At 67.1% G+C, this 19838-nt stretch carries 17 protein-coding genes; 7 read left to right on the top strand and 10 right to left on the bottom strand.

What is annotated here, in order from left to right; translation table 11 throughout:
* Positions 1–254 precede the first annotated feature (254 nt).
* Positions 255–962, bottom strand: a complete 708-nt coding sequence (locus ACLBX9_RS29465; protein WP_447721400.1) for a helix-turn-helix transcriptional regulator — start codon at positions 960–962, stop codon at positions 255–257.
* 87 nt (positions 963–1049) lie between these two features.
* Between ACLBX9_RS29465 and ACLBX9_RS29460 the strand changes: the two genes are divergently transcribed.
* Complete coding sequence (locus ACLBX9_RS29460; RefSeq protein WP_447721399.1) at positions 1050–1463, top strand: VOC family protein; 414 nt, start codon at positions 1050–1052, stop codon at positions 1461–1463.
* Positions 1464–1487: 24 nt separating this feature from the next.
* On the opposite strand, the gene ACLBX9_RS29455 is transcribed toward ACLBX9_RS29460, so the two are convergent.
* On the bottom strand, positions 1488–2288 hold the full coding sequence (locus ACLBX9_RS29455; RefSeq protein WP_447721398.1) for a pentapeptide repeat-containing protein: 801 nt from the start codon (positions 2286–2288) through the stop codon (positions 1488–1490).
* Positions 2289–2475: 187 nt separating this feature from the next.
* Here ACLBX9_RS29455 and ACLBX9_RS29450 point away from each other — a divergent pair, with 187 nt between their 5' ends.
* The 3 genes from ACLBX9_RS29450 to ACLBX9_RS29440 all read left to right on the top strand — a co-directional run bounded on the left by ACLBX9_RS29450 (position 2476) and on the right by ACLBX9_RS29440 (position 5996).
* The gene (locus tag ACLBX9_RS29450) at positions 2476–3150 is read left to right on the top strand and encodes a Crp/Fnr family transcriptional regulator (protein ID WP_447721397.1); all 675 of its coding nucleotides are present in this window, start codon (positions 2476–2478) and stop codon (positions 3148–3150) included.
* A 548-nt stretch (positions 3151–3698) separates the two neighbouring features.
* Positions 3699–5228: a Dyp-type peroxidase gene (locus ACLBX9_RS29445; RefSeq protein ID WP_447721396.1), complete on the top strand. Its 1530-nt coding sequence runs from the start codon at positions 3699–3701 to the stop codon at positions 5226–5228.
* Between the two features lie 294 nt (positions 5229–5522).
* Positions 5523–5996: a VOC family protein gene (locus ACLBX9_RS29440; protein ID WP_447721395.1), complete on the top strand. Its 474-nt coding sequence runs from the start codon at positions 5523–5525 to the stop codon at positions 5994–5996.
* Positions 5997–6224: 228 nt separating this feature from the next.
* Here ACLBX9_RS29440 and ACLBX9_RS29435 read toward each other — a convergent pair whose 3' ends face one another.
* The 4 genes from ACLBX9_RS29435 to ACLBX9_RS29420 form a co-directional block, all read right to left on the bottom strand.
* Positions 6225–7343, bottom strand: coding sequence for a M20/M25/M40 family metallo-hydrolase (locus tag ACLBX9_RS29435; RefSeq protein WP_447721394.1), 1119 nt, complete (start codon positions 7341–7343; stop codon positions 6225–6227).
* A 91-nt stretch (positions 7344–7434) separates the two neighbouring features.
* The gene (locus ACLBX9_RS29430) at positions 7435–8613 is read right to left on the bottom strand and encodes a serine hydrolase domain-containing protein (RefSeq protein WP_447721393.1); all 1179 of its coding nucleotides are present in this window, start codon (positions 8611–8613) and stop codon (positions 7435–7437) included.
* A 33-nt stretch (positions 8614–8646) separates the two neighbouring features.
* A complete protein-coding gene (locus ACLBX9_RS29425; protein ID WP_447721392.1) occupies positions 8647–10146 on the bottom strand; it encodes a M81 family metallopeptidase in 1500 nt (499 codons plus the stop codon).
* Positions 10147–10159: 13 nt separating this feature from the next.
* A complete protein-coding gene (locus tag ACLBX9_RS29420; RefSeq protein WP_447721391.1) occupies positions 10160–11731 on the bottom strand; it encodes an ABC transporter substrate-binding protein in 1572 nt (523 codons plus the stop codon).
* Between the two features lie 382 nt (positions 11732–12113).
* Between ACLBX9_RS29420 and ACLBX9_RS29415 the strand changes: the two genes are divergently transcribed.
* Positions 12114–12521, top strand: a complete 408-nt coding sequence (locus ACLBX9_RS29415; protein ID WP_447721390.1) for a group III truncated hemoglobin — start codon at positions 12114–12116, stop codon at positions 12519–12521.
* Between the two features lie 17 nt (positions 12522–12538).
* On the opposite strand, the gene ACLBX9_RS29410 is transcribed toward ACLBX9_RS29415, so the two are convergent.
* The gene (locus ACLBX9_RS29410; RefSeq protein ID WP_447721389.1) at positions 12539–13741 is read right to left on the bottom strand and encodes an MFS transporter; all 1203 of its coding nucleotides are present in this window, start codon (positions 13739–13741) and stop codon (positions 12539–12541) included.
* A gap of 304 nt (positions 13742–14045) precedes the next feature.
* On the opposite strand from ACLBX9_RS29410, the gene ACLBX9_RS29405 reads away from it, so the two are divergent.
* Positions 14046–15662: an FAD-dependent oxidoreductase gene (locus ACLBX9_RS29405; RefSeq protein WP_447721388.1), complete on the top strand. Its 1617-nt coding sequence runs from the start codon at positions 14046–14048 to the stop codon at positions 15660–15662.
* Between the two features lie 243 nt (positions 15663–15905).
* On the opposite strand, the gene ACLBX9_RS29400 is transcribed toward ACLBX9_RS29405, so the two are convergent.
* Together ACLBX9_RS29400 and ACLBX9_RS29395 are read right to left on the bottom strand one after the other, a co-directional pair.
* Positions 15906–16625, bottom strand: a complete 720-nt coding sequence (locus ACLBX9_RS29400; protein ID WP_010686514.1) for an SDR family oxidoreductase — start codon at positions 16623–16625, stop codon at positions 15906–15908.
* Positions 16626–16680: 55 nt separating this feature from the next.
* Complete coding sequence (locus ACLBX9_RS29395; RefSeq protein WP_447721387.1) at positions 16681–17337, bottom strand: SDR family NAD(P)-dependent oxidoreductase; 657 nt, start codon at positions 17335–17337, stop codon at positions 16681–16683.
* Between the two features lie 93 nt (positions 17338–17430).
* Here ACLBX9_RS29395 and ACLBX9_RS29390 point away from each other — a divergent pair, with 93 nt between their 5' ends.
* On the top strand, positions 17431–18354 hold the full coding sequence (locus ACLBX9_RS29390; RefSeq protein WP_447721386.1) for a LysR family transcriptional regulator: 924 nt from the start codon (positions 17431–17433) through the stop codon (positions 18352–18354).
* Between the two features lie 315 nt (positions 18355–18669).
* Here the strand turns inward: ACLBX9_RS29390 and ACLBX9_RS29385 are convergent, their stop codons facing one another.
* A complete protein-coding gene (locus ACLBX9_RS29385; RefSeq protein WP_447721385.1) occupies positions 18670–19752 on the bottom strand; it encodes a catalase family protein in 1083 nt (360 codons plus the stop codon).
* Between the last annotated feature and the right edge of the window lie 86 nt (positions 19753–19838).

Below are 19838 nucleotides of genomic sequence, written 5' to 3'. Positions count from 1 at the left end.
CGATCTGGCGCAGCTTAAGAACGATTTGCTCCGCGTGAGTCTTCTGACCTCGCCGCATGTCTGACTCCTTCGGTCCTGGCTGATCCTCTCAATCAGCCCGGTCCAAAGCCAGCCGGTCAGGCCAATCGAGGTTCCCGGCATCTGCACCGCCTGACCGGGAGCGGGGACAGCGCTGTCGCCCCACCCGGAGAGAAATCTTCCCGTTGCAGGATGTCCGCAAAGCCTCGCCCTGCGGCCGGGAACTGCCTCGCCGGTCATGTGGATCGTGCCGGGCTAGCCTCCGCGTGCCTGAGCTGTTCGAGATAGGCCCGTAGCAAGGAAGCCCGCCGCGGGCGGAAGCTACCGGTGCCGGCGCGAGCGTCGCCGATGCGATCCAGCCGGAACATGCGAAACGCCTCGCGCATCTGGCACCACGCCAGAACGACCGAACGCTGCTCGGTGTAGACGATGGCCAGGGGCAAGATCGTCCGCTCCGTGGCGGCTCCCTGTTCGTCCGTATAGCAGATGATGAGCTTCTCCTCCCGCCAGCAAGCTTCTCGGATCAGGATCGTGTCGGGGCTGGCGGCATGTCGGGCTTCGGGCCGGTAGACCTTGGAAACGGCGTGCAGCAATTGCTGCTCGCGCTCGTCGGGGAGCGTGGCCGCCACCTTGGCCAGCACCGAGGCCGAAGCCTTCGCCAGGTCCGGATCGCCCATGGCACTCACGGTGGCCATGCCGATCGCCAACGCCTCGATCTCCAGACGGTCGAAGGTCTGGGGCGGCAGCGCGACGTCCTCCGTCAGCCGATAGCCGTAGCCCCGCTCCCCCTTGATGCGCGCTCCCGCCGCGCGAAGACTGTCGATATCCCGATACAGGGAGCGCAGCGACACGCCGGTCTCCTCGGCGAGGCGTCGGGCCGTGAGCGGCGCCGGCAGCACGCGCATGGCATGCAGCAGACGAAAGAGGCGGTCGCTCCGCGCCATCGCGCAACTGCCGGGTTCTGTCAGTTGGTCGTTGGTACAGTCCGGTCATGGGGCTGGCAACGACCCCGAATGGAGCCGGAGAAGACCATGACCATCCAGGTGACGACGCACCTCAATTTCGATGGCGAGGCCCGGGAGGCTTTGGCCTTCTACGCCACCGTCTTCGGCGGCGAGCCCACGCTCGTCACCTACGGCGAACTGGCCGGCGTGACGGATCCGAAGCAGGCGCGAAGGATCGTCTGGGGGCAGGTCGCATCCGAGGCCGGTTTCCGCATCATGGCCTACGACATCCAGCCGGAGCGCCCGTGGCATCCCGGCGAGAACGCCTTCTACGTGTCCCTGCGCGGTTCGTCCCAGGACGAGGTTACGGCATACTGGAACGGTCTCAGCGCAGGCGCGATGGTCCTTCAGACTCTCGGACCCTCGGCGTGGTCGCCGCTCTACGGCATGCTCAAGGATCGCTTCGGGATCACATGGGTCGTCGACGTTGCTCCGGTCTGATGCGGATCGAGTCGGATGGGTCGCTCAGTGAACTGCCTGGGTGATCGCACGGTCGACATTCACCCGTTCGGCCCAGTCCTTGGCCTCGGCCTGACCCTTCAGGTCGATGAGCCGTGCACCGCTGACGTCGACGTTCTTGAAGTCGGCGCCCGCGATCGTAGCGCCGGTCAGGTCCGCCCCGGACAAATCTGAGCCCATCAACACGACGTCGGTGAGATCGGCATCCTTCAGGTCCGCATATTCGAGGCGAGACCGGCCGAGGTTGGCACCCTTCAGGTTCGCGCCCGAAAGGTTCACTGAGGTGAACACCGCCCGCATCAGACCCATGGACTGGTTCTTGATGTCCGCCCCCCCGTCGAGGTCGACCAGCGTCGCACCGCTCATGTTGGCGCCCTTGAAGTCACCGATGGGCATGGAGCGGCTGAGGTCGGCGCCGCTGAAGTTCGCGTCGCGGGCGGTGATGCCGAACATCTTCGCGCCCGCGAGCTTGGCGCCGGACAGGTCAGCCTTCAGGAACCACGCCTGTTCGAGGTTCGCGCCGCTGAGGTCGGCTCCGCGCAAGTTGGCCTTGTTCAGGCGCGCGGTCCGCAGGTTGACGCCCCGGAGGTTGAGCCCGGAGAGATCGAGGCCGGACAGCGCCTTGTCGTGCAGATCGATGGGCTTGCCGTCGGCGGCCTTGATCATCGCCTCGACGTCGGCGCGGCTCATCTCGGCCTTCGTCATAGCGGGCGAGGCCATGTCGGCCCCGAGCAGCAGGTCCTGTTCGGCCGCGGCGGGGCCGGCGGCGAGGGCGGCGAGCATGAAGCTCAGGGCGAGGCGGCGCATCGGTTCACTCCCGCTGGGCACCGCGCAGGGCGCGCGCCCTTATCGTGTTCGTTGTGGCCCGATGCTATGCCGAGCGGCCGCTTCCAGTCGGTGACCCAGGTCACACAAGTCCGGCGCGGCGGGAGAAAAACGCAGCACCAGCCGGACGATCAGCCCGTCGTCACAACCGGGGGGAACGACGCCAGCCATGACGGATGCCCAGAAGGTCGAACGTTGGATCGACCGGTTTCCGCTGCTCCAGGCTCTCAGCCCGGCGCACCTCCAGATCGCCCGGGGAACCGTGCATTTCCCGGTGCTGGACGCGGGCGCCATCGCCTACGAACTCGATGGCGAGTGCGCCAACTACCTGATGTGCTTGGAGGGGCGCACGCGAATCTTCCGCATGTCGGAGAACGGGCGCGAGGTCCTGATCTACAAAGTCGGCCCGGGCGGCACCTGTGCCCTGACCACGCAGTGCCTCCTGTCCGGTGGCACGTTCCCGGCACAGAGCGTAGCTGAGGAGCGGACCGAACTCGCGGCGCTACCGTTGAACACGTTCCAACACTTGATGGGCGAGAGCGCCGTCTTCCGCAGCTTCGTCATGGACGACTACACGCGGCTGATGTCCGGCCTGTTCACGCTCCTCGATGAGGTCGCGTTCGCGCCGTTGAAGCAGCGCCTGGCGCAACGGCTCCTGGCCGAGGCCGATCCGCGCGGTGTCGCCGCGGTGACCCATCAGAAGCTTGCCGACGACGTCGGCAGCGTGCGTGAGGTCGTCAGCCGCCTTCTGGGGCAATGGGCCGAGGCAGGTCTGATCGAGCTTCGTCGGGGTGCAATCGAGATCGTCGACCGTACCAGCTTGGCGGCCGTAGGTCGGCACTGACTTGGGGCGTTGGGGGTGTCTGCTTTCGTGGCCGAAGCGGATCGAGCTTTCTGACTGGGCTGGGTCGGTGACAGCAGGTCCGCTCTTCCGGCGAGGCTGCTTCGAAGCGGCTATTCCGCTTACGGCCGATCACAGGCGTAAAAGCTGCCGGCTCTACCCGGTCAGGTCCGGTGGAGATTTTTGTTCCGCTTGCGGGTGAGAACCTGAAATGGCGGGCACTCGGCAAAACGTGCGGTCCGCTCGTGACGACGTCTGCATGACGTCCGAATTGAGCGTGCGTGTCCGTGTCCCATCGTCTGTCGTTCGAATGACTGCATGTCGTGCCCGGGATCTCAATCGTACGCGAGGGAGTTCGAGACTTGTTCCTCAAAAATTATCAATAAAAATCCTCATTAATTTCAACTCCCGGCTTACTGAGAAATCTAACGTGCATTCGCATCCGATGAATACTTATTTCATGTCGTGATAAGTTCGATAATATTCGAGTCGGCAAATCTGATTCGAATAAATTCAAGTCGGATTTGATATCAAAGCTCAGAGAGGCTTTCATGTCGAACCTGTCTGCAATCCTTGATAAGCCAATCACTTGGAAATCTAGCTCGACAGATCCTAATCTAAGGCTTTTCCTCGAAGATCTTCCAGCGAATATCCTAAAAGGCCACGGACGAAATCATTCGGCACACATATTCTTCAATTTTTCGTACCTCGCGCAGAACAACATCGCGCACGTCATCAGAATCCTCGGGCGACATTGCACCAGCGCCGCTGACCAGCTGCGAAACAACAAACGCCTTCCACCACATCTCGACGGCGGCACGGTCCGATGTCTCTTTCTGAGTGCGGCCGCTTACTCCAAGCTCGGAAACCTGGCGAAGATGCCGGAAGGAGACGCTTTTGCGCAGGGCATGGCGGCGCGACACGAGACCCTTTCGGATCGTCCGCAGTCGGAATGGGAACCCGGCACTTGGAGCGCCCACCTGCCGGATGCGATGCTTCTCGTCGCCAACGAGCATCAGGCCGTCCTGAAGATCGAGGTTGCGGCCATCGAACTGTGGCTCAAGGCAAGCGGCTGTCATCTGACGGCCGTCGAGACCGGCCTGCAGCAGAGGCGACGGTTCCGCGACGAGGGCGGCGAGGAAGGGGTCGAGCATTTCGGCTATGTCGACGGTCGCAGCCAGCCGCTGTTCCTGCAGGAGGATATCGACCAGGAGCTACAGGGTGTTGCCAACGAGACCCCGAACCCGTTCGATCCCGGCGGCGCGGTATGGTCACCCGCTTTCAAGCCGTCCCAATTCATCGTGCCCGATGCGAACGGCCACCTCGCCGTCTCCGCCGGCAGCTTCTTCGTCTTCCGCAAGCTGGAGCAGGACGTCAAAGGCTTCAATGCCGCTGAAGATGCTCTCGGCGAAGCGATCTTTGGGTCCGGCGCGTCGAGCGAGCAACTGGACCGCGCCGGAGCGATGGTGGTGGGTCGGTTCGAGGACGGAACGCCGCTGACGGCCTTCGCTGACGGCCAGGCAGCCGCGGTCCCTAACGGCTTAGCCTACGCCGCCGATGCGGACGGCGCGAGGTGCCCCTTCCATGCGCACATTCGCAAGACGAACCCCCGGGGCGACGTTCGGCGGCAAACGGGAGGAACGAGCGACGAGGGCGATCGCGCTCCGATCATGGCCCGCCGCGGGATCACCTACGGACCGCAGAGACCGATGAGTCCGGACCACAAGGAATTCGCCGATAAGGGTCGGGAGCCGGTCCACGGCTCCGGCCTCCTGTTCATGGCATACATGGCCAACCTGGAAGCGCAATTCGAATTCACCCAGAAATCCTGGGCGAATAACCCGGTCTTCGCAGGCAACATCGGCCCGCATCAACACCCGCCGACCGGCATCGATCCGGTCATCGGCCAAGCGCCCTCGGAACCGGCTCCGACCCGCGAGCACACCTATCTCGACGGCCACACCGCGGGCTCCACGCCCAAGGTGCTGCGGTTCGAGCAATTCGTGCACATGAAGGGAGGCGCGTATTTCTTCGCACCTTCTCTGTCGTTCCTACGCAGTGTCGGCCTGCCCTCGGTCTGAGGCTGGCGCCAAGGCATGGGCGGTCCCTGAACGGGGCCGGCCAGTCTTCCGTGGGAGAAGCCATCAAAGTGGCCGCTCTTCGGTCTTGCGTGCTCAAGCTGGCCTCTAACGTGCGCGGCAACCCTGTTGGAGCCCCCGCCTCTGTCAGAACTTGTAAGTGAGGCGCCCCCTGACCGTTGTGGGAAGCATTTTTCTTTCCGCCTCCCCAAGGCAGATGCATCGAAGCGGACATAGCCGGGGTCCGACCACGACCGATGGCCGACAAATGACTCCTTTCTCGGTAGGGCATCCCGCATGACGGAACACACGAGCATCCACGTGCGGCGTGCCGATCATGTCGGCTTCGCGGTCGCCTGCCTCGACGAAGCCCTTCGATTCTGGGTCGACGGGCTCGGCGCGCGATTCGTGCGGACGGGGGAGATGGGAGGCGAGTTTCTCGGTCAGGTGACCGGAGCGCATGGGGCGACGGTGCGCATGGCAATCGTTTCGCTCGCGGATCAGACGATCGAACTTCTGGAGTATCAGGGTCCGGATCGACCGAGCGCGCCGGCCAAGCCGTTCGACCCTGGCTTCGCTCATCTGGCACTTATGGTCGATGACCTCGACGCGCTCCTGGTGCGGATCGCCGCCTACGGCTGGAAGGCGCAAGGCATTCCGCAGCCGCTCGCGAGCGGTGCGGGGGCTGGAACGCGGGTAATCTACGCTGTTGGCCCTGACGGCGCGACAATCGAGTTCATGCAGCCGCCAGCTTCCGTCCCAGATCTCTGATGCCGTCGGGCAAGAACCGCTTGCCATCCCGATCCGAAGTCGACAGAGGCCCGGCGAACGACCGCTATAGAGGAGCCTCGACGGCAGTTCGGGCGACCGCATCGGGTCGGTAGGCGGGCGTCCGCCTTTCCGGCGGACCGGCCCACTGCGGCCGGCGGCGGCCCCTCAAAGCCGATCATTCGCGCGAAGCTCGGCCGCTTGTTTCTCCAGCTCTGCAAGATTTGACGGCTATCCGGCGGCCATGGGCACCGCGGTGGCCAGTTGTTGAAAGATCGCGATCGATCGTTCAAGCTGCTCCAGGTCGATGAACTCTTCCGGCTTGTGCGCCTGCTCCATGGAACCCGGACCGAGGATCAACGTCGGCGCCACCATGGCGAACTGCGAGCCATCACTGCCGAACGCGCCGACATCGGGCGAGGCCGCTGTGACGGAAGCGGCCAACTGCACCAGGGGATGTTCGATGGCCAGTTCGGGCGGCGTACCCTCCTGACGTACGACGAGGTCCAGGCCCTGACGGCGCGCGGCCGTCTCGACGCGCTCGATGACCCACACCGGATCGATCGCCTTCGAGTACCGGAACTTCATCCGGCAGGTCGCCAGCGGCGCTGTGATGTTGGTCGCCGTGCCGTGGTTGTCGACGATGATGTTGAGATCGCACCAGGGCGGCGCGTAGCTCGGATCCTGGAGCCGTGGATCGGCGCGTAGGGCGAGGTAGATGTCCCGCATCTCGGACAGGAACGGGATCAGGGCGATGTTGGCATTCAGTCCGTCCGCGGTCGAGGAATGGGCCTGGATACCGCGGGCCGTTGCAGTGAACTGCACGTCGGAGCGATGCCCGCGCAGGGGACGCAGGCCCGTCGGTTCGGCGACGAGGATGCCGGCGGGTGGGTGTGCCTTGAGCATCCGGCTCTCGGCGACGATGCGCCGAGCGCCGGCCTTGGTCGTCTCCTCGTCGCACGTCAGCAGCAGCATCGCGGCGCGGTCGGCGGGCAGGCTGCGGATGGCGACGATGGCCGCGGCCATCGGCCCCTTCATGTCGCAACTCCCCAGACCGTAGAGCCGATTGTCCTGGACGGCAGGTTCGAACGGATCGCGCGCCCAGCCGACCGGCGGCACCGTGTCCATGTGCGCCGAGAAGGCGAGGCAGCCGCGGGCCTCGCCGCGCAGGGCGACGAGCGCGGTCTTCTCGACACCCTCCGAGTCGATAAAGTCCAACCGCTCGACCGCAAATTCCGGCAGCTCGCTGACAATCAAATTGGCGAGTCCGCGATTGCTGCGGCTGCTGCGGGTGTCGAGCGCGATCAACCGCGAGGCCAAAGCGACAACTTCTGAGAGCGGAGACGACATCGCGTGGTCCTGGACGGCGTGGACGCCGCGATCATAACGACGTCGCAGTCTCGCCAAAGAGCAGAGGTGAGACGCCGCAACGGCATCCTTCTCAGGCGACGTCGAGCGCGGCGTAGACCATGGCGCGGGCCAACGTGCGGTAATGCTGGCGCTGCGCGGCCGATGACGTCTGCATCATCAGCAGGGCGAAGAAGCCCGCCGCCGGATCGACCCAGAAGTAGGTGCCGCCGACGCCGCTCCAGAACCAGTCGCCGACGCTGCCCGGAACCGGCGCCTCGCCGGCCGCGAGCCGGACCGCCACTCCCAGCCCGAAGCCGTAGCCCGGCCCCGGCGGATAGTAGACGTCCTTCGCGATCGCCGTCCCGAGATGATCCGAGGTCATGAGCCGCACGCTCGCCGGGGCCAGGATCCGCACGCCGTCGAGGGCGCCGCCGGCCAGCAGCATGCGCAGGAAGCGGGCATAATCCGCGGTGCTCGACACAAGGCCGCCATTGCCCCGCTGGCTGCGCCGCGGCTCGGCCGGGTCGTGGAAGGCCGGCCGTTGCCCGGGCGCCTGTGGCAGCGGCTCAGCGACGCGCGAAGCCCAAGCAGTCGGGATCCGGAACCGGGTATCGGCGAGGCCAAGGGGCGTGAGGAGGGTCGCGTCGAGGACGCCTTGCAGATCCGCGCCGCCCGCCACCTCCAGGACGCGGCCGAGCACGTCGGTGGCGTGCGAGTAGTGCCAGACCGTCCCGGGCTCGTGCTCCAGCGGCAGGCGGGCGATCCGCGCCGCGAAGGCTTCGTTGTCGAGATCCTCGGCGAGCAGGCCGTCGGCCTCATAGGCCCGCCGCGTCGGTCCGTCGCCGAGATAGCCGTAGGCGATCCCAGCCGTGTGGCGGAGGAGATCCTGAACGGTCGGTGCGGTCTGAGGGGGCGCGACGCCGCCCTCCGGATCCAGCACGCCAAGGCGCCCGAAAGCGGGGATGAAGTCCGCGACCGGCTGGTCCAGGCGCAGGGCGCCGTGCTCGGCGAGGACCAAGGCAGCGACCGAGACGACGACCTTGGTCATCGAATAGATCCGCCAGAGCGCGTCTGGCTCGAGGGCGATGCCCGCAACGCTGTCCTGGAAGCCGACGGTGCGCCGCCAGATGTCGCCGCCGGTGTCGCCGACGAGCAGGTCGACCCCCGCGATCGCACCGCTCGCGACATCGGCGACCAAGCGGTCGCCGAGGCGATCGAGGCGGGGGAGGGAAAGGACCGGCGCGTTCGGCATGGCCACGATGTAGCGCATGGCCGCCGCGACGGCATCGCCGGGGACCCTGCGCTAGCCGACGTCGAAGGCGGGCTCGCCGTAGGGATAGAAGTCGCCGGGCTTCAGGTGCCGGTAGGGCAGGGCGTCGAGATGCACCGTCCCGACGAACGGCTCGGGCGGCTCGACCAGCAGGATCGTTCTCGCATAGCCGCCGTCGTCGAAACCCCGGCGGAAATGGACCCGGGACTTGATCGCCACCACGTCGAAATCCTCCGGCGTGAGGCCGAGGTCCCAGAGTTCCGTGGGCTCCATGATCTGGACAAGGAAGGGGCTGAGGACCAGCACGTTGCCCCGGCCGAAGGCGACGCTGAGCCACGTGCCGGCACCCCGGCCGGTCGTGCCCTCGACGACGGCCTGCACCGTCCCGGTGACGCGGACCGGGACACCCGCCGAGGGCTCCGCCTCACCGCCCATGGGGCCGCCGACCTCCGCGTCGAACGGATCGCCGGCCTTCACGCCCCCGGCCAATAGCCGGTCCAGGAGCGCGGGCGAGGCGACCGTGGCGATCAGCGTGCGCTCCAGCCCCTGGGCCAGCACCTCGGCGAGGAGCCAGGTCGCCCGGCCCGAGCGGTCGCTGTAATCGGCGAGCACGACCGGCGCCTCGCCCAACCGCACGGCCTCGGAGGCCTTGGCGACGCCGTCCCGCATCGGGTGGATCGCGACGCTCGACACCAGGGCCGCGCGGTGCCGCCACGTCCAGGCCGCCATGTCGCGGGCGACTCGGTCGGCGAGATCGGGATCGCCGTTCGTCAGGACCTGGACCGCCATGCCGGCATCCGGCACGTCCGACCAGGGGAAGCCGAAGAACACGTTGACGAAGACGTCGGGCTCCCGCGCCTCCCAGACCAGGGCGCGCTGCACCAGGTCGGACCAGGGAGAGGCACCGGTCCACATCACCACGGTCGGGGCGAGGATCGGGATGGAAATCGTCCGGTGCGCCGGCCGGAAGCTGCCGCGGATCGTCCGCACCAGCATCCGCGCCGCACGCTGTCCCTGGAGATGCATGTCGTAATGCGGGAAGTACTTCACCGCGAAGGCTAGGTCGGCGTGGTGCAGGAACTCCGCATCCTCGTTGCCGTGCGGGTCGAAGGTCGCCGCGATGGGCACGTCCGGCCCTACAATGGCCCGCACCCGCCGCGCGATCTCGGCCTCGGGGCGTGGCACTCCGCGCACCGCCATCGCCCCGTGCAGCGCGAGGTAAACCCCGTCGAACTGTGCCCCCGCCTCCACCTCCGCCAGCATCACCCCGAGGAAATGTTCGAACGCGTCCTGCGTCACCCAGCCTGAGCCGATCCCGGTGCGCGGCCAGAGCGGCGCGGTGAGGCCGACGAGGTCGACCCCCTCGTATTCCCGGGCGACCTGGACGAAACCGCCCATGTAGCCCTTCGGGTCGGTGGCGAGCAGCGCCTCGCCGCTTGCCGGGGAGCCCGGATAGACGAAGTCGTCGCGGGTCGTGTCGTTCGGCAGGAATGTCACGGTCTCGTGGGTGAACTGGAGCACGGCGATGCGCATCGGCTGCGTCTCCTCAGGCCGGCCGGACATCGTAGAATTGCGGGAAGCCGGTGCGCAGGCCGGTCAGCCCGCGATAGGCCGTCGCCTCGTAGTAGGCGCCGAGCGGCAGGTACGGCACGTCGATGAAGAACTGCCGCTGGATCTCGGTGCAGATCGCCTTCTGGGCGGCGGCATCGGGCGCGGCGAACCATTGCGCGCGCAGCTCCTCCAGCCGCGGGGCCCTGGGCCAGCCGAACCACGCCTGATCGCCGTTGCCGCGGATGCCGAGCTGGCCGGCGGGATCGAAGTTGTTGGTGCCGTTCAGGTAAGTGACGAAGGTGCTCCAGCCGCCCTTGTCTGGGGGCTGACGGCTCGCCCGGCGCTGCACCAGGGTGCCCCAGTCCATCGCGACGACGTCGACGTTCAGCCCGCTCTTCTGGAACGCCTCGGCGGCGACCAGCGCCAGCGGGTGGGTGGCGGGATAATCGGTCGGGTCGAGCATGACGACGCGCTCGCCCCGGTAGCCGGCTTCCGTGAGGGCGCGCTTCACCGCGCCGAAGTCGCGCGGGCCCACCAGCACCTCGGTGCCGTCACGCGTCGCCATCGGTGCGTCGGGGCTGAAGACGCCGACATGGTCCTTCCACAAGGCGCGCTCGTCGCCCGCGACCGCGCTCATGAACTCGGTCTGGTCGATGGCGCCGAGCAGGGCCCGGCGGATCGCCGGGTTGTCGAAGGGCGGGTGCAGGTGGTTGAACCGCAGGCAGCCGATGCCGCCGACCGGATCGAGCAGCTCCAGCCGGATCTGCGGCTTGGCCCGGAGCAGCCCCTGCAGGTCCGGCGTCGGGTTCTGCCACCAGTCGACCTCGCCGGCGGCCAGGGCGCTTGCAGCCGTGGAGGCGTCCGGCACGATCCGCCACTCGACCCGGTCGTAATGCGCGCGCTTCGGCCCGGCGGTGAAGCTCGCCACGCCATCCGGGTGGGGCAGGTAGCCGTCGAAGCGCTCGTAGACGGTGAGCGCCCCCGGGACCCGCTCGTCCGCCTTGAAGCGGAATGGCCCGGAGCCGACCATCTCGGTGACCTGCGTGTTGGGATCGGTCTTCGCCAGGCGCTCCGGCATGATGCATGGCATTGAGGTGCCGGTCTTCCCGAGCGCCGCGGGCAGCAGCGGAAAGGGCCGCTTCAGGCGGAACACCACGTCGCGGTCGGACGCGGCGGTGAGCTCGTCGGTGGCCTCCATCAGCGCCCGGGCGAAGGCGTCGCGGGCGGCGAACCGGCGGATGCTCGCCACCGCGTCGCGTGCCAGCACCGGCTCGCCGTCGTGGAAGCGCAGGCCCTCGCGCAGGGTGAGGCGCCAGTGACGGCCCTCCGCCTCGATCGTATGACCTTCCACCATCTGTGGCTGGAAGTCGTAGCGCGCGGTCTGGCCGTACAGGGTGTCAAAGACGAGGTAGCCGTGGTTGCGCGTGACAGTCGCGGTCGTCCAGATCGGATCGATGACCGCGACGTCGCTTTCCGGAATGAAGCGCAGGACCTTTGCGGGCTGCGCCACCGCGGGCCGCACGACAGAGGTGGCGGCCAGTGCGGCGAGAACCTCGCGGCGCCTCATGCGCGATCGCTCGTGCTTGGCACCATCAAGATCATGCGCCCTTCACGCCGGTGGCTTCGCAGAGTGCCCTCGGATCAGCGGTGAGGCAAGTTGGAGCGCCGGACGAAGCGGTGTCATGACTGCAGGGGGAAATAGGTCCGTTGAACCCGTCGCCTTCACCGCCCGAGGCGAAGGCAGCCCGATCCGCGCCGCGCGCCGCAGTCAGAAAGCCGATATCCAGCTTCGCGCCCTTCGCGGCCACTGAAGGCGCACTCCTTTGACGCCGAAAGCGGACACCAGCTGACGGTCAGCCGCCCGGGCTCTCCCCTCCCGCTCTGGTGAAAACGCGACGCGCATCCTGTCTCCCCTTGAAGCGACCAGCACCTCTCGGCATCTCATGATCATGCCTGACGCCATCCTCGACGAGGCTAGCCTCGTCCGCTTTCTCGACGCCTTCTACGCACGCGTGCGCGGCGATGCGCTGCTCGGCCCGGTCTTCGCGGGAGCAATCCCCGACCACAGTTGGGCTCAGCATATGGCGACTATTCAGGCATTTTGGTCCTCGATCTTGTTCAAGACAGGCCGCTACAAGGGCAATCCGTTCGGCAAGCATCTCGCGCTTGAACAGCTCCAACCGCCCCACTTCGCCCGCTGGCTCAGCCTGTTCGAGGAAACGGCTCGCGCCCACTTCCCAAGTGAGGTCGCAGCCATCCTGATTGATCGTGCTCACCGCATCGGGGATAGCCTGAAGTCCGGCTTGTTCTTCCAGCCACGCGTGTCGCGCACGGCGGATGGCGCGACCCGGGTTTAAGCACCGGCTCGGACCGATCAGATCGCGGCGAGCGCCGTGCGCGGTCGACGGCAGTGCAGCAGCCACAGGACGATCGCCACGTTGACGGCGTTCCAGGCCAGCCCGTTAAGGAACGCCGCATGGTAGGACCCGGTGGCATCGAAGATCACGCCGGTGAGCCAGCCGCCGAGTGCCATGCCGGCCAGCGTCGCCATCAGCACCGCACCGATCCGTGCCCCGGCTTCTTCGGCCGGTAGGTACTCCCGCACGATGATCGCGTAGGCTGGCACGATGCCGCCCTGGAACAGGCCGAACAGTGCCGAGATCACGTAGAGCGAAGTCAGGTCGTCGAAAGCAAGATAGAGCGCGAGTGCCGCCGCCTGCAGCAGCGCACCGGCCAGCAAGGTCGCGAGACCGCCGATCCGGTCGGCGACGAAGCCCGAGGCGATCCGGCTGACGATGCCGAAGCCGAGCATCAGCGACAGCATTTGCGCACCCTGGGCGACACCGTATCCAAGGTCGCTGCAGTAAGCCACGATGTGGACCTGCGGCATTGCCATCGCCACGCAGCACGCGATGCAGGCCACGACGAGGAGGCCCTGGATTGCCGAGGGCGACAGCGCTAGCCCGGCTTGACGACCGACCGCGCGCGTCGATGGTGCCCGGCCGCGCATCAGCAGCGCGAGTGGCAGCATTGCTGCGAGGCAGAACAGGCCGATGCCGGCTTGCGTCGCGCGCCAGCCATAAGCGTGGACTCCGTGCTCCACCACCGGCGGCCAGAGTGTGCCCGCGAGGTAGTTACCGGACGCGCACAGCGCTACGGCAAGCCCACGTCGACGCCGGAACCAGCGCGACACGTCGGCCATCAGCGGACCGAACGCGACCGAACTGCCGAGCGCTCCGACGAGCACGCCGTGCACGAGGGCGAATTGCCAGAGGCTCGTCGCGAGCGCGCTGAGCCCATAGCCAAGGGCGAGGCAGAGGGTGCCGAGGATCAGAGGCGGCACGATCCCGATGCGGTCCGCGAGGCGCCCCATCAGGAGACCGCCGACCGCGAAGCCGAGCATGGTCAGGGTATAGGGCATCGTGGCCGCCGCCCGATCGATCCCGAACTCGGCCTGGACCGCCGGGAGCACGACGACGACCGACCACATGCCAACACCGCCGACCGTGCCAAGCGCCATTGCCACGGTGAGACGACGCCAAGCGAGGCTTGAGTCAGTTGTCACAACCTCAGCCATTTTGAAGCGCATGCATCACCCGTCAGTGGCGCGTGTCACTTAAAGACACTTTTGTTGCTGGCTGCGAGCTCGAGCGTAGCAACGATACTTCGGCGAACCGGCCGCTTTGCGCCCAACTCTGCCGTTTCAAGATCTTCGCGGCCTTCTCCGGAGCGAACCTTGGCCAAGGCCGGGCTGCAAGTCCACGTAAGTCACTGCAGGCTAGCAGCTTCGATCAAACAATCGCCCCCGCCGAGGGCCTTGCCAGTAGTGGCCGAGCCATCGATGCTGCGCTGCAGCGGATGGCCTGCGACGGGAGCGACCCTTGGAAACGATCGGCCATGACCTGCGCGAGATGCAGCGCATCCCCCTCGCCGCATCGCATGTCGCCGCCTTGCGGGCGATCGGGGCCGAGAAGCATTACCCCGCGGGCGCCTTTCTCGTCCGTGCCGGTGATCCAGCCGATCGCTTCGTGTATGTCGAGGCCGGCGAGATCGAAGTCGTGAATCCCTTCACGGACGAGCGCCATCTCCCATCCACCCTCGGTCCCACCCAGTTCATGGGCGAGATCTCGTTCCTGAACGGCGGCGTCTGGTCGATGCCCATGCGGGCCAGCTCAGATACGGTCGTGACCGAGGTGCCGCGCCCCGAGATGCTGCGACTGATGTCCGAGATTCCGGAGATGTCGGACATCATCATCACAGTCCTCGCCGCACGGCGGCGACGGCAGCTCGACTCGTACGACGGCACGCTCGTGCTTATCGGCGAGGACGATGACCGGAGCGTGCGGCGGATCGCCGAGTTCGCGAGCCGCAACCGGCTTCCCTACAGGACCTATCCGCTGGGCAGCCCGGAGGCGGCGAGCGTCGCCACGGCTTGCTCGATCGCGAATAATCGACCGGCGGTCATCTTCGGCCGGGACGTGGTCGTGACCGAGCCGACGCCCGCCAAGATCGCGCGGCTGCTCGGCCTCGACTACAACCTCGTCGACGACGAGGCCTTCGACGTCCTCATCGTGGGCGGCGGTCCGGCCGGGGTGGCGGCGGGCGTCTATGCGGGTGCGGAGGGTCTGCGCGCATTGGTCATCGAGGATGTAGCGATCGGCGGTCAGGCCGGCACATCGAGCCGGATCGAGAACTACATGGGCTTCCCGACCGGGATCTCGGGCGCCGACCTCGTCTGGCGCGGCGAAATCCAGGCGATGAAGTTCGGCACACGTTTCGCGATGCCGCGACGCGTGGCGAAGTTGGAACGGCTTGAGGACGGATCGTTTTGTGCGACGTTCGACAATGGCCGGCGCGTCCGGGGACAGGCCGTCGTCGTCGCGACCGGCGTCCAGTATCGAAGATTGCCGATCGACCGTCTCGAAGCGTTCGAGGGCGCCGGCATCTATTATGCTGCGACGGAGATCGAGGCCCGCTACTGCCGGAATGCCGAGACGATCGTGATCGGCGGCGGCAACTCGGCGGGCCAGGCCGCGATGTATCTCAGCCGCTCAGCGCGACACGTTCGTCTCTTGGTGCGCGGGCAATCGCTCGCCACCTCCATGTCGAGCTACCTGTCGAGCCGGCTGGAGGCAGACCCGGCGATCACCATTGAGCACGGGGCCGAGGTCACCGACCTGCACGGTGACGACCATCTCGACGCGGTGACGATCCGCACCGTCGCCGACGGATCGACGCGCAGGATTTCGACCTGTGCCGTGTTCGTCATGGTGGGCGCCGCCCCCAATACCGGCTGGCTATCGGGGCTCGTAGAACTCGATGGCCACGGCTTTGTCCTGACCGGAGACGCGATCGGCGCGCGTTCGCCCTATGCGACGTCGCATCCGGGAATCTTCGCGGTCGGCGACGTCCGCGCCAGGTCCGTCAAGCGGGTCGCAGCCTCGGTCGGCGAGGGATCGGTCGTCATCTCCAAGGTGTGGGAGCACATTCGGACGTAGAGCTCGCCGCCCGGCTCGCATACAATCGGAGCACCGCATCGACGAACGTCTGTTGCTGTGAAGATCGCAGGCTATCCTCACGACCACTTTGGGTAGATTTCCGCCGGTCGGCTTTGGGCGAGTGACGACGGATAAACGGACATCGTCGTCAGCGAAAATAAACTATGCTGCTGGCGGTAACTTGGCATCCGCCCGTCGACCTTGCCGCCGACGTTCGGGTGGCGTCGAGGACAGGGGCTTCGATCACGCGATGGTGCCGCCGCCGTCGACGCGGACGTTCGACCCCGTCGCGAAGGGTGTGGTGGCGAGGAACATCACCGCGTTGGCGATGTCCTCGGACTGGCCCACGCGCCGCGCCGGCAGCCTCTCGGCCGCCCCGGCATACATGGCCGCCCGGTCCTTCTCCGGCATGCGTGACCAGAGCGGCGTCTCGATCAGGCCCGGCGAGACGGTGTTCACCCGGGCGGGCGCGAGTTCGAGCGCCAGCCCGCGGGCCAGGCTTTCCAGCGCCGCGTTGATCGCGCCTTGGAGCGGGGCGGCGGCTTGGGGCCGCTCGCTCATGAAGCCCGAGATGAAGGTCAGGGTGCCACCCTCCCTGATCCGCATGGACCGGGCGATCCGGTAGGCTCCCCAGAACTTGCTCTCCATGGCCGCCTTCGCGGCATCGAGGTCCAACTGTCGGACGGGACCCCGCGCCGTCTCGGCCGCCGAGACCGCGATGTGGTCCCAGGGAGCCTGATCGGCGAAGAAGCGCTCGATGCCCGTGGCGTCGCCGGTGTCCAGCACGGCGGCGCTGGCGCCGGTCCCAAGCGTGCCGATGGCGACGTCGAGTTTCTCCTTGGAGCGGGAGGCGACCGTGACCTCGGCGCCGGCCGCGAGGGCCGCCGCCGCGATAGCCAGACCGATCCCGGAACTTCCGCCGACGACAAGGAAGCGTTGGCCTTTCAGCGTCTGCGTCGTCATCGGCGTTCTCCCGTTCTTGGATCGGCTATCGTGTCGTCGGTCACCCTGAAATGGCTCAGCCCTTCGGGGTGTACATAGCCTCGACCTCCCAGGAGCCCTTCGGCTGGCTGTGGAGCTGCCAGAAGTGCTCGGCCACCGCGTTGGCGTCCGCGGCGGTGGTGACGAAGCCCGCGACCGTCACGGTGGCGACGTGCACGCCCTTCTCCTTGAACGGCTCGAAGATGCCCTGCGCCAGAGCGCGGATGCCCGCCTTGCCGATGCTGAGCGAGAGGTACTGAGGGTGCGGCTGCAGCCCGAAGCCGCCGCCCGTGAACAGGACGGAGCCCGATCCGCGCTGGAGCATCTTCGGGGCTGCGGCCTGGGCGGCGACGGCAGCACCGCCGATGTTGACGGCGAGGTCGGTGTTGAAGCTGTCGCGCGGCTGGTCGGCCAGGGTCTGGTTTCGCATCGAGGCGGCGTTGAAGTGCAGCACGTCAATGCCGCCGAAGTCGCGCTCGACGCCCTCGATGAGCTTCGCGACGCTGGCCGGATCGCCCGCATCGACGGTGCGGACCTCGACCTTGTGACCCTTGGCCTTGAGCTGCTCGGCGAGGTCCCTGACCTTGCCCTCGTTGCGGGCGCTCAGGACGACTTGGAAGCCCTCGCGGGCGAAGCGCTCCGCGGTCGCGAGGCCCATGCCCGGGCCGGAGCCGATGCTGAGGAAGGTGCTCATCGTTTTTGTCTCCTCGACGTTTCGATGTGCCCGATGTACGCCTTGCACATGACTGGATTAATCCGGCGCCTTTGCATTTCACTCGTGCAGTTTATGCAGGAATTACTGGACCAAGTCAGCCTGGACGAGCTTACCGCCTTCGTGGCGGTCGCCGAGGCGGGCAGCTTCGCCAAAGCCGCGGAGGCGCTCGGCCGTGACGCCTCAGTGCTGTCGCGGCGCGTGAGCCAAGTCGAGCAGCGCCTCGGGGTTCGGTTGCTTTCACGCACGACGCGGCGCGTGGCGCTCACGGAGGTCGGCGCGACTTACTGCCGGCGCGTCCAGGCGCTGCTTGAGGAACTGGCGAGCGCGAGCAGGGAGGCCAGCGACCATGCCGCCAGCCCGCAGGGGCTCGTACGGGTCTCCCTGCCGCTGACCTTCGGGCGGCAGTGGGTCTCGCCGCTGCTGCCCGGCTTCCTCGCACGGCACCCGCTGATCCGGCTGGACCTTCGCTTCACCGACCGCTTCGTCGACCTCGTCGCCGAAGGCATCGACGTCTCGATCCGGGTCGCGGCGGGCAAGCCGCGCAATAGCAGCCTGACAAGCCGCAAGATCGCGACTTACCGGAACCTGCTGGTGGCCTCGCCGGGCTACTTGGCCGAGCGAGGTTCCCCGGCGACGCCCGCCGACCTCGCCGGCCATGCCTGCTTGGGTTTCACCGGCTACGCCGCCTGGCCCGACTGGCCGCTGACGAAGGGTGGTCGGCGGCACACGGTGCGTCCGGATTGCACCCTGGTGGCGGACCACTCGGAGGTGCTGCTCGCAGCGGCGGTTGAGGGGGCCGGCATCACCTTCACGGCCGACTGGCTGGCGGGGCCGGCCCTGCGGGATGGCAGTCTAATCGAGGTGCTGCCGGGCAGGGGCGGACGCGAGGACGGCGGCGTCTACGCGGTGATGCCACCCGGACGCTTGGTGCCCGCGAAGACGCGCCTATTCGTCGATGAAGTCGCCTCAGCCATCAAGGCGGGGTGGGTGCGCTGAGCTGCCCTAACTGTGCACCCTGCACGTCCGCTTCTGAGAGAAGCACCAACCCCAATCTACGACGGGGTTGGGTCGGACGCGGAACGACCGTTCAGGGTGGCTTCCTGCCGACCCGCTTTCGGGCGTCATCGCGTCGATGCAGACATCACCGCAGCGTCCGCTCTGGAGTTATGCTGACGGTTCCAGTTTCGCGAGGGCGTGACGATCTCTCGGAGTTGGAGCGGCTTCCGCAACCGCTCCACCCCTCGCGCTCCGCCGGGATCAAGGCGCCCCACCCCACCCCCGGCGGGAAGCGGTGCGACGCGGCGCGGTCACTCAGGCGGGGATGCGGTCGATGGTGCTCGTATCCTCTTCCGCCAGGCAGTTCTCACGATGGCGGAACGCGCTGAGCGCCTGGTAGACCTGCAAACGGGCCCGCATGATCGAGCCGAGGGGGCGGTGGGCGGCGAGACTGTGCGCCGGGCGGAAGGTCATCACCTCGTCGAAGTAGCGGACCCGCTCGGGGGAATAGGCGTCCTGCCGTGGCAGGCGGACCGTCGCCACCGTGCGGTACGGGCTGACCGAGACCGGCCAGTCGACCGAGGCGTCTTCGATGGGTTGCTTCTCGGCATCCGCCCAGAGTTGCGCCTTCAACTCGAACACCACCTCATTTTCCCGGAAGAACGCGATCGAGGCGTGCCGGAAGCCGTCCTCGTCCTGGTGCGGGTCGAGCCGCCACTCGGAGAGCGCACGCTGGGCCTCGGTCATCGGTATTGCACCGAGCTTGGCCACGTAGTCGCCGAAGCGCACGGGCGCTTGGCTGAAGTAGCTGTCGGCGAGTGGGTGGCTGTAGGGGTGACCGAAAAAATCGGCCATGGCGCTCTCGGCGCCGAAGGCGTGCAGAACCCGGTTGAGGTTGCGCGCGGTCGATGAGACGGCGCTCTTCACCCCCTCCGGCATCCCGGTCGACTTGCCGATGACGGTCCCGTCGCGCAAAAATCCCGCTGCTGTTCCGGACGGGAAGGTCGTGCCGGTGGCGAGTACAAAGTCCTGGGTATTGATGCCGTGGCCGGACAGTTTCTCGCCCGGCACGTCGAACACCTTGATCGACATGCCACGGTGAGTGGACACCCGGTCACCGAGGGTCTCGCCCGGACCCTGGGCGAACCGTACGGCCACCTTGTGCGTGCCGGGCGTCGCGAATAGGCCCTGAGCGAGTTCCGGCGGCAGGTCGGGGGCGACTGCCAGTTCGCCCGTCACGCAGGCGGAGCTCTTGGCGTGACTGGCGCGGACCGCGTGGTGCTCGCGCTTCTCGACCGTCTGCGCCTGCAGAGTCATGCCCTGGATGATGCCGTCGATAGTCTCCTGCTCGTTCGGCGCTGGCCTCTCGATGTCGGGCGCGTAGCGCAGGTAGGTCATGCTGATCTCTCCAGGCGTGCTGAATAGCGTCGTACCGAGGCATCTCCCAGGGGACGGGCGAGTTCCGGGTCACCCACGAGCATCAC

It is taken from the genome of Methylobacterium sp. A49B, assembly GCF_053346215.1.
This window is presented reverse-complemented; position numbering and strand designations above follow the sequence as displayed.

What these genes read in the sequence shown, in the direction of transcription:
- ACLBX9_RS29430 (WP_447721393.1), bottom strand. Translation starts at nt 8,613, where the DNA reads ATGCGCTACATCGTGGCCATGCCGAACGCGCCGGTCCTTTCCCTCCCC.
- ACLBX9_RS29465 (WP_447721400.1), bottom strand. Translation starts at nt 962, where the DNA reads ATGGCGCGGAGCGACCGCCTCTTTCGTCTGCTGCATGCCATGCGCGTG.
- ACLBX9_RS29445 (WP_447721396.1), top strand. Translation starts at nt 3,699, where the DNA reads ATGTCGAACCTGTCTGCAATCCTTGATAAGCCAATCACTTGGAAATCT.
- ACLBX9_RS29420 (WP_447721391.1), bottom strand. Translation starts at nt 11,731, where the DNA reads ATGAGGCGCCGCGAGGTTCTCGCCGCACTGGCCGCCACCTCTGTCGTG.
- ACLBX9_RS29415 (WP_447721390.1), top strand. Translation starts at nt 12,114, where the DNA reads ATGCCTGACGCCATCCTCGACGAGGCTAGCCTCGTCCGCTTTCTCGAC.
- ACLBX9_RS29390 (WP_447721386.1), top strand. Translation starts at nt 17,431, where the DNA reads ATGCAGGAATTACTGGACCAAGTCAGCCTGGACGAGCTTACCGCCTTC.
- ACLBX9_RS29425 (WP_447721392.1), bottom strand. Translation starts at nt 10,146, where the DNA reads ATGCGCATCGCCGTGCTCCAGTTCACCCACGAGACCGTGACATTCCTG.
- ACLBX9_RS29440 (WP_447721395.1), top strand. Translation starts at nt 5,523, where the DNA reads ATGACGGAACACACGAGCATCCACGTGCGGCGTGCCGATCATGTCGGC.
- ACLBX9_RS29450 (WP_447721397.1), top strand. Translation starts at nt 2,476, where the DNA reads ATGACGGATGCCCAGAAGGTCGAACGTTGGATCGACCGGTTTCCGCTG.
- ACLBX9_RS29435 (WP_447721394.1), bottom strand. Translation starts at nt 7,343, where the DNA reads ATGTCGTCTCCGCTCTCAGAAGTTGTCGCTTTGGCCTCGCGGTTGATC.
- ACLBX9_RS29460 (WP_447721399.1), top strand. Translation starts at nt 1,050, where the DNA reads ATGACCATCCAGGTGACGACGCACCTCAATTTCGATGGCGAGGCCCGG.
- ACLBX9_RS29455 (WP_447721398.1), bottom strand. Translation starts at nt 2,288, where the DNA reads ATGCGCCGCCTCGCCCTGAGCTTCATGCTCGCCGCCCTCGCCGCCGGC.
- ACLBX9_RS29400 (WP_010686514.1), bottom strand. Translation starts at nt 16,625, where the DNA reads ATGACGACGCAGACGCTGAAAGGCCAACGCTTCCTTGTCGTCGGCGGA.
- ACLBX9_RS29385 (WP_447721385.1), bottom strand. Translation starts at nt 19,752, where the DNA reads ATGACCTACCTGCGCTACGCGCCCGACATCGAGAGGCCAGCGCCGAAC.
- ACLBX9_RS29395 (WP_447721387.1), bottom strand. Translation starts at nt 17,337, where the DNA reads ATGAGCACCTTCCTCAGCATCGGCTCCGGCCCGGGCATGGGCCTCGCG.
- ACLBX9_RS29410 (WP_447721389.1), bottom strand. Translation starts at nt 13,741, where the DNA reads ATGGCTGAGGTTGTGACAACTGACTCAAGCCTCGCTTGGCGTCGTCTC.